We start from the raw sequence: 11,562 nt of genomic DNA, 5'->3' as shown, positions 1-11,562 counted from the left end.
GCTTCGCGCACCACCGCCGTGCCCTGGGTCTGCCGGCCACGTCCCTGGCATGGGGACCTTGGGCGCCCGGCGCGGGAATGACCGGCGAGCTGAGCGACGCCGACCTGCGGCGGATGGCCCGCGGCGGCATGCTCCCTCTGCCCGTCGAGAAGGGGCTGAGCCTGCTGGGCGCGGTGCTTGGCGGTGGGACGGGTCTGGACCGGGCGGTCCTGGTGCCGGTGAATCTGGACATCAGCGTGCTGCGCAAGCGCGACCAGGAGGTCCCGGCCCTCTTGACGGGACTGGTTCGGGCTTCGGGTCGCCGCGTGGTGGACGCGCAAGCGGCTATCGGTGGGGAGCGCGACCTGTGGCGACGGTTGCAGGGCTTGCCGTCCGAAGAGCAGGAACGTGTCCTGCGGGAGCTCATTCGTGCCCAGGCGGCTTCGGCGCTGGGGTATTCATCGGCGGCGGATGTCGACGCGGAGCAGGCGTTCAAGGCGCTGGGGTTTGACTCCCTGACGTCGGTGGAGTTGCGTAATCGCGTCAACGCGGCGACGGGTCTGCGTCTGCCCGCCACTTTGGTGTTCGACTATCCGACCCCGGTGGCTCTGGCGCGTTTTGTGCTCGGCGAGGTGCTCGGTCACGCGGAGGTCACCGGTGCGGTGCTGCCCGCGCTGGTCGGGGTGCACGACGATCCGGTGGTGATTGTCGGGATGGCCTGCCGCTTCCCCGGAGAGGTGGAGTCTCCCGAGGACCTGTGGCAGTTGGTGGTCGCCGGGGCGGAGGGGATCGGAGGATTCCCCACGGATCGCGGCTGGGATCTGGAGAGGCTGTTCGATCCGGAGCCCGGAACGCTCGGCAGGACCTACGTCCGCGAGGGCGGGTTCCTTTATGGAGCCGCGTCGTTCGACGCGGGGCTGTTCGGGATCTCGCCGCGTGAGGCGCTGGCGATGGATCCGCAGCAGCGGCTGCTGCTGGAGGCGTCCTGGGAGGCCTTCGAGCGGGCCGGTATCGACCCGGCTTCCGTTCGGGGCTCCCGGACGGGCGTGTTCGCCGGAGTGATCGGCCAGGACTACGGCTCGTACCTGCGCGAAGGTGTTCATGAGTCCGATGGGTATGTGCTGACCGGCAACACCGGCAGTGTGGCCTCGGGCCGTATCTCTTACGCGTTCGGCCTGGAAGGACCGGCGGTCACGGTCGACACGGCGTGTTCGTCGTCGTTGGTGTCGCTGCATTTGGCGGTTCAGGCTCTGCGGTCGGGTGAGTGCGATCTGGCGCTGGCCGGTGGTGTGACGGTGATGTCCACGCCGGAGACCTTTGTGGAGTTCAGCCGGCAGCGCGGACTGGCATCCGATGCCCGGTGCAAGGCGTTCTCCGATGCGGCCGACGGGACTGCGTGGTCCGAGGGTGTGGGTGTGCTCCTGGTGGAGCGGCTGTCGGATGCCCGGCGCGAGGGGCACACGGTCCTGGCGGTCGTGGCCGGCAGTGCCGTCAACCAGGACGGCGCGTCCAACGGTCTCACGGCGCCCAATGGTCCTTCCCAGCAGAGGGTGATCCGGCAGGCGCTGGCAGGTGCGGGACTGTCCGCCTCCGATGTGGACGCGGTGGAGGCCCATGGAACGGGCACGCCGCTGGGCGACCCGATCGAGGCGCAGGCATTGCTGGCGACCTATGGGCAGGACCGGGAAGCCGAACGGCCGCTGTGGCTGGGATCGTTGAAGTCGAACATCGGGCATGCCCAGGCGGCCGCCGGTGTGGCCGGTGTGATCAAGATGATCATGGCGATGCGGCACGGCCTGCTTCCGCGCACGCTCCACGCGGATGAGCCGTCCTCGCATGTGGACTGGACGGCCGGTGACCTGCGGCTGCTGACCGAGAACACCCCATGGCCCGAGGCCGGGCGGCCCCGCCGGGCGGGTGTGTCCTCGTTCGGGATCAGTGGCACCAACGCGCATGTGATCATCGAGCAGGCGCCGCTGGGGGCCGTCGAGGAGACCGAGCTCCTCGCGGGCGACGGCCGTGCATGGCCCGTGGTGCCGGTAATGGTCTCGGCGGCTGGTGTCGAGGGGCTTCGGGGGCAGGCGGAGCGGCTGGCCTCGTTCCTGGACGCCGAGCCCGGGCTCTGTCCGAGCGACGTCGGACTGTCGTCCGCGGTGACCCGGTCCGCCCTCGAGCACCGCGCCGTTGTACTGGCCTCGGAGCGGCTGGACCTGGTACGAGGCCTGCGCGCTCTGGCCGCGGGAGAGCCCGACTCCGCGGTGATCGAGGGGGTATCCGGTCGGTCCGGTGGACGGACGGCGTTCCTGTTCGCGGGGCAGGGGTCGCAGCGGCCGGGTATGGGCCGGGAGCTGTACGACGCCTTCCCGGTGTTCGCCGAGGCCTTCGACGCGGTGTGCGCCGCCGTGGACGGTGAACTGAGCCGCCCGCTGCGGGAGGTGGTCTTCGGTGAGGACGCCGATCTGCTGAACCGCACGGAGTACGCCCAGCCCGCCCTGTTCGCCCTCGAGGTGGCGCTGTTCCGGCTCATGGAGTCCTGGGGGGTGCGGGCGGACGTCCTGCTCGGTCACTCCGTGGGTGAGCTGGCCGCCGCGTATGTGGCGGGCGTGTGGTCGCTGGAGGACGCCTGCCGTCTGGTCGTGGCGCGGGGCCGGTTGATGCAGGCCCTGCCGTCGGGCGGGGCGATGGTCTCGCTCCGGGCCGCCGAGGACGAGGTGCTGCCGCTGCTCGAAGGCCGGGAGCACGAGGTCGGGATCGCGGCGGTCAATGGCCCCGTCTCCACCGTGGTGTCCGGAGCCGAGCATGCGGTGGAGGCGGTGGCAGAGCACTTCCGTGGGCTGGAGCGCAAGGTCACCGCCCTTCGGGTCAGCCATGCGTTCCATTCGCCGCTGATGGAGCCGATGCTCGAGGAGTTCCGCGAGGTGGCGCAGAGCGTGACCTACCGGGCGCCGCGCCTGACCGTCGTCTCCAACCTCACCGGTGACGTGGCCGCGCCCGAGGAACTGACCACCGCCGACTACTGGGTGCGCCATGTCCGTGCGGCGGTGCGGTTCGCGGACGGTGTCGGGCGTTTGGAGGAACAGGGTGTCGGCCGGTTTGTGGAGCTGGGACCCGACGGCACCCTGACCGCGATGGCGCAGGGGTGCGTGGAGAGTGCCGAGCACCTGCTGGTGCCCGCTCTGCGCAAGGACCGTGCCGAGGCGCATGCGCTCCTCCGTGCGGTGGCGGGTGTGTTCACTCGCGGTGCCGAGATCGACTGGCGGGTGGTCTTCGCCGGCATGAAGGCGCGCCGGGTCGAGCTGCCGACATACGCCTTCCAGCGACGCCACTACTGGCCGAAGGCGTCGGCTTCGCGGCCGGGAGATCTGGGCTCGGCGGGTCTGAGCTCGGCCGGGCACCCCCTGCTGGGCGCGGCCGTGGAGCTGGCCGGGGCCGATGGCTTCCTGTTCACGGGCAGGTTGTCGCTGCGGTCGCATCCGTGGCTCAGGGATCACGCGGTGACCGGGACGGTTCTCTTCCCCGGCACGGGCTTTGTGGAGCTGGCGGTGCGGGCCGGTGACCAGGTGGGCTGCGGCCGCGTGGAGGAGCTGACGATCGCCGAGCCGCTGGTGGTGCCCGAGGACGGCGGGGTGCTGTTCCAGGTGGTGCTCGCGGGCCTCGACGAGTCCGGCGGACGGACTGTCGAGGTGTACTCCCGCCGTGAGGATCCCGGGTACGAGGAGCTGTGGACGCTCAACGCCAGTGGGGTGCTGACCGCCGGGGATGTCGGAGCGCCCGCGTCCTCCTTCGACTTCGGTGTGTGGCCGCCCGCCGCCGCGGTCGCGGTGCCGGTTGACGGTGTGTATGAGCGGTTCGCGGAACTGGGCTTCGCCTATGGTCCGGTGTTCCAGGGGCTGCGGGCGGTGTGGCGGCGCGGGCACGAGGTCTTCGCCGAAGTGGAGCTGCCGGAGGACGAGGAGGAGCCGGCGCGCGGATTCGGTATGCATCCGGCCCTGCTGGACTCGGCTCTGCACGCGGTGACGTTTGTCTCCGGGGAGGGCGACCCCGGCCCCGGGCGGCTGCCGTTCGCCTGGAGCGGGGTGTCGTTGTGGGCATGCGGCGCTGGGGCGCTTCGCGTCCGGGTGGTCGAGGCCGTGCCGGGGACCGTTGCCCTGGAACTCGCGGACGCCGCGGGGGACCCGGTGGCCTCGGTGGACTCGCTGGTCCTGCGCGAGGTCTCGGGTGACCTCGCGAGTGGGATCCGTGGTGGCTCCCGTGAGGGCTTGTTCCAGGTGGACTGGGTCCAGGCCCCGCTGTCCGACGCCTCACCGGTGGACTGTGTGGACCTGGATGCCATGGACGGCTGGGAGGGGGACGTTCCCGGTCATCTGGTGCTTCGGGTGGAGCGTCCTGGCGGTGACGTCGTCGAGGCGACGCATGCACTGACCGGTCAGGTGCTGGGGCTGGTGCAGGAGTGGCTGGCCGAGGAGCGCTTCGAGGGCTCACGGCTGGTGGTGGTCACCAATGGAGCGCTCGCACTCGACGAGGGGCTGCCGGACCCCGCTCTGGCTTCCGTATGGGGTCTGGTGCGAGCCGCGCGCGCCGAGAATCCGGGCCGGTTTGTCCTGGTGGACCTGGACGGGGAGGCGGAGTCCTGGGAGCCGGGCGCCAGGGCGTTGGCTTCGGATGAGCCGGAACTCGCGGTGCGCGGCGGCGTGGTCCACGTGCCGCGGCTGAGCCGGGTGGCTCGTCGGAGAACCTCCGCGACCGCGGCCGATGGCACCGGATGGCCGGCCTCCCGGGGCACGGTCCTGATCACCGGTGGCACTGGTGGTCTGGGGGCGCTGGTGGCTCGGCATCTGGTGGCCGGGCACGGGGTGCGGCATCTGCTCCTGGCGAGTCGGCGTGGAATGCGGGCACCGGGCGTTGACGACCTCCTGGCCGAGCTGGCCGGGCTGGGTGCGGAGGTCAGGGTCGAGGCGTGTGATGTGGCGGATCGGGCGGGTCTTGAGGGGCTTTTGTCGTCGATTCCCGTGGAGTGTCCGCTGACGGCTGTGGTGCATACGGCGGGCCTGCTCGATGACGGTGTGGTGTCCTCGTTGACGGTTGAGCGTCTGGATGCCGTGCTGCGGCCGAAGGTGGACGCGGTCGCCAATCTCCATGAGCTGACGCGGTCCCTGGGTCTGTCGGCCTTTGTGGTGTTCTCCTCGGCAGCGGGAACGTTCGGGGCGGCCGGGCAGGCCAACTACTGTGCTGCGAACGCCTTCCTGGACGCCCTGGCCGAGCAGCGCCGTGGTCATGGCCTACCCGCCACGTCGCTGGCGTGGGGCCCGTGGGCGCCGGGAGCCGGGATGACGGGAGACCTGAGCGAGCTGGACCTTCGACGCATGGCGAGGGGCGGACTCCTGCCGCTGGGCGTCGAGGAGGGGCTGGGTCTGCTGGAAGCCGTTCCGTACGGTGGGGCCGACCACGAGCGAGCCGTGGTGCTGCCGATGAACCTCGACGTCACGGCGCTGCGTGCGCAGGGAGAGGCGCCTGCGCCGCTCCTGCGAGGCCTGGTGCGGGCGCCGCTGCGGCGGATGGCCGGTGCGCGGGGTGGATCCGGTGGGGACGCCGACCTGGCGAAGAAGCTCCTGTCCCTGCCGCCGGCCGATCGCCTCCCGTTCCTGCTGGAGTTGATTCGTGCCCAGGCGGCTTCGGTGCTGGGGCATTCATCGGCGGCGGATGTCGACGCGGAGCAGGCGTTCAAGGCGCTGGGCTTTGACTCCCTGACGTCGGTGGAGCTGCGCAATCGCGTCAACGCGGCGACGGGTCTGCGTCTGCCCGCCACTTTGGTGTTCGACTATCCGACCCCGGTGGCTCTGGCGCGGTATGTGCTGGGCGAGTTGCTGGGTGACGGGGACGTCGCCGGTGCCGCGCTGCCCGCGCCGGCGGGGGTGCACGACGATCCGGTGGTGATTGTCGGGATGGCCTGCCGCTTCCCGGGCGAGGTGGAGTCCCCGGAGGATCTGTGGGAGTTGGTGTCCTCCGGGGCGGAGGGCATTGGCGGGTTCCCCACGGACCGCGGTTGGGACCTGGACGGTCTCTTCGATCCGGAGCCCGGAACCCTCGGCAGGACCTATGTGCGTGAAGGCGGATTCCTTTATGGGGCCGCCTCGTTCGACGCGGGGCTGTTCGGGATCTCGCCGCGTGAGGCGCTGGCGATGGATCCGCAGCAGCGGCTGCTGCTGGAGGCGTCCTGGGAGGCCTTCGAGCGGGCGGGTATTGCCCCGGCTTCGGTCCGAGGCTCCCGGACCGGTGTCTTCGCCGGAGTGATGGGTCAGGACTACGGCTCGTGCTTGCGCGAAGGAGTCCATGAGTCCGACGGCTTCCTGCTGACGGGCAATACCGGCAGTGTTGCGTCGGGACGTATCGCCTTCACCTTTGGTCTCGAAGGTCCGGCCATGACGGTGGACACGGCGTGTTCCTCGTCGCTGGTGACCCTGCATCTTGCGGTTCAGGCTCTGCGGTCGGGTGAGTGCGATCTGGCGCTGGCCGGTGGTGTGACGGTGATGTCCACACCGGACACCTTCGTGGACTTCAGCCGTCAGCGGGGGCTGGCTGTGGACGGCCGGTGCAAGGCGTTCGGCGCGGGCGCCGATGGCACGGCGTGGTCCGAGGGCGTGGGCGTGCTCTTGGTCGAGCGCCTTTCGGATGCGCGCCGCAAGGGGCACACGGTCCTGGCGGTCGTGGCCGGCAGCGCGGTCAACCAGGACGGTGCGTCGAACGGCCTGACGGCTCCCAACGGCCCCGCCCAGGAGCGGGTGATCCGGCAGGCACTCGCCGGTGCCGGGCTGTCGTCCTGGGACGTCGATGTCGTGGAGGCCCATGGCACGGGAACCACGCTGGGTGACCCGATCGAGGCGCAGGCGCTGCTGGCGACCTATGGGCAGGACCGTCCCGAGGGGCGGCCTCTGTGGCTGGGATCGTTGAAGTCGAACATCGGGCATGCCCAGGCGGCCGCCGGTGTGGGCGGTGTGATCAAGATGGTCATGGCGATGCGGCACGGGGTGCTTCCGCGCACGCTCCACGCGGATGAGCCGTCCTCGCATGTGGACTGGACGGCCGGTGACCTGCGGCTGCTGACCGAGAACACCCCGTGGCCCGAGGCCGGCCGACCGCGCCGGGCGGGTGTGTCCTCGTTCGGCATCAGCGGCACCAACGCCCATGTGATCATCGAGCAGCCTCCCATGGAAGCCGTCAAGGGCGAGGAGCCCACCGAGGACGACACACGCGAGCTGCCGGTGGTGCCGGTGGTCGTCTCCGCGGGGACGGGCGGAGCCCTGGAGGTCCAGGCCGAGCGCTTGTGGGCGCGGTTGGATGCAGAACCGGATGTGCGCCTGGGCGATCTGGGACTGGCAGCGGTGACAACGCGGTCCCTGCTGGAGCACCGCGCGGTGGTACTCGCCTCGGATCACACCGAGCTCCTGCGAGGACTGCGGGCCCTGGCCGTGGGGGAGCCGGACTCCGCCGTGGTCGTGGGGACACCTGGAAGATCCGGTGGACGGACGGCGTTCCTGTTCGCGGGGCAGGGGTCGCAGCGGCCGGGTATGGGCCGGGAGTTGTACGACGCCTTCCCGGTGTTCGCCGAGGCCTTCGACGCGGTGTGCGCCGCCGTGGACGGTGAACTGAGCCGCCCGCTGCGGGAGGTGGTCTTCGGTGAGGACGCCGATCTGCTGAACCGCACGGAGTACGCCCAGCCCGCCCTGTTCGCCCTCGAGGTGGCGCTGTTCCGGCTGGTGGAGTCCTGGGGCATCAGGCCGGACGTCCTGCTCGGTCACTCCGTGGGTGAGCTGGCCGCCGCGTATGTGGCGGGCGTGTGGTCGCTGGAGGACGCCTGCCGTCTGGTCGTGGCGCGGGGCCGGTTGATGCAGGCCCTGCCGTCGGGCGGGGCGATGGTCTCGCTCCGGGCCGCCGAGGACGAGGTACTGCCGCTCCTCCAGGGGCGTGAGTCCGAGGTGGCCGTCTCGGCGGTCAACGGCCCGATGGCCACCGTCGTCGCGGGCTCGGAGGACGCCGTCGAGGAGATTGCGCGGCACTTCCGTGAGCTGGGCCGCAAGACAACCCGCCTGAGGGTGAGTCACGCGTTCCACTCGCCGTTGATGGAGCCGATGCTCAAGGAGTTCCGCCAGGTGGCGGAGAGCGTGGCGTACGAGGTGCCGCGCTTTGCGGTCGTCTCCAATGTCACGGGTGGCACGGCGACCGTCGAGGAGTTGACGTCCGCCGACTACTGGGTGCGGCATGTCCGTGAGGCGGTGCGGTTCGCCGATGGCATCGGCTGCCTGGAGGCCCAGGGGGTCGGGCGGTTTGTGGAGCTGGGCCCGGACGGCACCCTGACCGCCATGGCCCAGGGGTGCGTGGAGGGCGTTGAGCATCTGCTCGTGCCCGCTCTGCGGGGTGACCGGCCCGAGGTGGGCGTGGTGTTGTCGGCGGTGGCGGGGTTGTTCGTCGCCGGTGTCGGGGTGGACTGGGAGACGTTGTTCGGTGGCTCTCGGGCGTCCGGGGTGGCCTTGCCGACGTATGCCTTTCAGCGTGAGCGTTTCTGGCCGGAAGGCGCGGCCGAAAACGTGTCGGTTGCCTCGGACGGGGTGGACGCGCGGTTCTGGGAGGCGGTCGAGCGCGGCGATCTGGGGTCGCTGGCGGGTTCGCTGGGTGTGGACGAGGCGGTGCTGGGCGGTGTGGTGCCGGCGTTGTCCTCGTGGCGGCGTGGGCAGCGTGAGCGCTCCCGTGCGGACCGTTGGCTGTACCGGGTGACGTGGAAGCCGTTGGACGGTGTCTCCTCGGGAACGCTGTCCGGGCGATGGCTGGTCGTCCTGCCAACCGGCCTTGAGCACTCCTGGACCGGATCGGTCGTCGAGGGCCTGGCCTCACGGGGCGCGGATCCGGCGCGGGTGGACCACGAGCCCGGAATGAGCCGCTCGGAGCTGGCCGCTCGGCTTGGTGCCGCGGCCGAGGATGGTCCGGTTGCCGGTGTGGTGTCGCTCCTGGGCTTCATGGCTGCCGGGGAGGACGGGCTGCCGCTGGGTGTGGTGGCTTCGGCGGTACTGGCGCAGGCGCTGGGCGATGCCGGGATTCACGCGCGCCTGTGGATGCTGACCTGTGGCGGTGTGTCCGTCGGCCGGTCGGACGGTGCTCCCGATCCGGTGCGGGGTGCGGTGTGGGGTCTGGGACGGGTGGCGGCGTTGGAGCTGCCGGACCGGTGGGGCGGCCTCGTCGATCTCCCGGCCGTGCTGGACCGGCGGGCGATCACCCGTCTGGCCGCCGTGCTCTCGGGAGCCGGTGAGGACCAGGTCGCGGTGCGGGCCTCGGGTGTGTTCGGGCGTCGTCTTGAGCGGCTGCCCGCGACCGCTTCGGCCACGGGCTGGTCGCCGTCGGGGACGGTCCTGATCACGGGTGGCACCGGTGCGCTGGGCGCCCGCGTCGCGCGTTGGGCCGCGGCGGGCGGTGCGGAGCACCTGGTGCTGGTGAGCCGTCGTGGGCCGGCGGCACCGGGCGCTGCGGAGCTCAGGGACGAACTCACCGAGCGGGGTGTCCAGGTGACCGTCGCCGCCTGTGATGTGGCGGACCGGGACGCTCTGGCCGGGCTGCTCCTGGACCACCCGGTGGATGCCGTCGTCCACGCGGCCGGTGTCCTCGACGACGGAGTCATCGACGCACTGACGCCGGAGCGCTTCGCTTCCGTGCTGCGCGCCAAGGCCGTGGCAGCGGCGAATGTCGATGAGCTGACCCGGGAGCTGGATCTGTCGGCGTTTGTGCTCTTCTCCTCGTTCGCGGGTGCGATCGGCGCTCCGGGGCAGGGCAACTACGCGGCGGCGAACGCCTATCTGGACGCGCTGGCGCAGCGGCGGCGTGCGCTGGGCCTGCCGGGGGTGTCGGTGGCCTGGGGGCCATGGGCCGAGGCCGGAATGGCCGAGAACGACGGCGTGGCGGAGTACCTTCGGCGCCGCGGTCTGGGCGGGCTCGACCCGCGGTCCGCGCTCACGGTGCTGGAGCGTCTCGTCCATGGCGGGGACGCGGTCGCGGTGGTGGCCGACGTGGACTGGTCCCGCTTCACCCCGGCGTTCACCAGCGGGCGGCCCAGTGCCTTGCTCGAAGGTGTTGCCGAGGCCCGCGATGCCGTGGAGAGCACGGGGTCGGCAGCGGATGCCGAGGGCCTGCGGGGCCGGTTGGCCGGTCTCTCCGTGAGTGCGCAGGACCAGATATTGGTCGATGTGGTCCGGGCGCAGGCCGCCGCGGTGCTGGGGCACGCGGAGGCGCGGATGCTGGAGCCGACGCGCCCCTTCCGGGAGTCGGGATTTGGTTCCCTGACGGCCGTCGAGCTGAGGAACCGGCTCAATGCGGCGACGGGTCTGCTCCTGCCGGCGACCTTGGTGTTCGACTATCCGACCCCGCTCGACGTCGCCGCCTTCCTGCGGACCGAACTCCTCGGCGCCGAGGTCCGTACTCCCGAAACCGGGACGGAGTTGCTCCTTGCCTCGGACACCGGGACGATTCTGGACGACCCCGTGGTGATCGTCGGGATGGGGTGCCGGTTCCCGGGCGGTGTCGATTCTCCGGAGAGCTTCTGGCAGCTTCTGGTCGAGGGCAGGGACGCGGTGTCGGAGTTTCCCGCGGACCGTGGGTGGGATCTGGAGGGGATCTTCGATCCCTCCGGTCGCCCCGGCACGACGTACACGCGCGAGGGCGCGTTCCTTCACGAGGCGCCGTTGTTCGATTCGTCGTTCTTCGGGATCTCGCCGCGGGAGGCCGTGGCGATGGATCCGCAGCAGAGGTTGCTGCTGGAGACGTCATGGGAGGCTTTGGAGCGGTCCGGCATTGAGCCGGGAACGCTGCGAGGCGGCCGTACGGGAGTCTTCGTCGGGTCCAATGGCCAGGACTATCTGGCCCTCCTGCTGGATCGCCCCGAGGACGCGCAGGGATACCTGACCACGGGTGTGACGGCCTCGGTGATGTCGGGGCGGATCGCGTATGTGCTCGGTCTTGAGGGGCCGACCCTGACGGTGGACACGGCCTGTTCGTCGTCGCTGGTGGCACTGCACCTGGCGGCGCAGGCACTGCGGTCGGGTGAGTGCGATCTGGCGCTGGCCGGTGGTGTGACGGTGATGTCGACGCCGAACGCGTTTGTGGAGTTCAGCCGTCAGCGGGGGCTGGCCGCGGACGGCCGTTGCAAGGCGTTCTCGGAGGCCGCTGACGGCACCGGGTGGGGTGAGGGCGCCGGGGTCCTGGTCGTGGAACGCCTCTCGGACGCCCGGCGCAATGGCCACACGGTGCTCGCGGTGGTGGCCGGCAGCGCGGTCAACCAGGACGGCGCGTCCAACGGCCTCACGGCGCCGAACGGCCCGTCTCAGCAGAGGGTCATCCGGCAGGCCCTCGCGGGTGCGGGACTCTCGTCCTGCGACGTGGACGCGGTGGAGGCGCACGGGACGGGCACGTCATTGGGCGACCCGATCGAGGCGCAGGCGCTGCTGGCCACTTATGGCCAGGGCCGTCCGGCCGACAGACCGCTGCGGCTGGGGTCGGTGAAGTCGAACATCGGGCATACGCAGGCGGCTGCCGGTGTGGCCGGTG

The 11,562-nt window shown here is 71.1% G+C and carries 1 protein-coding gene; it reads left to right on the top strand.

Going from position 1 to position 11,562, the window contains the following annotated elements; translation table 11 throughout:
- A partial coding sequence (locus IEY86_RS34975; RefSeq protein ID WP_189135941.1) for a type I polyketide synthase occupies positions 1–11,562 on the top strand: 11,562 nt, incomplete at both ends.

The organism is Wenjunlia tyrosinilytica (assembly GCF_014646055.1).
Lineage (GTDB): Bacteria > Actinomycetota > Actinomycetes > Streptomycetales > Streptomycetaceae > Wenjunlia > Wenjunlia tyrosinilytica.
This window is presented reverse-complemented; position numbering and strand designations above follow the sequence as displayed.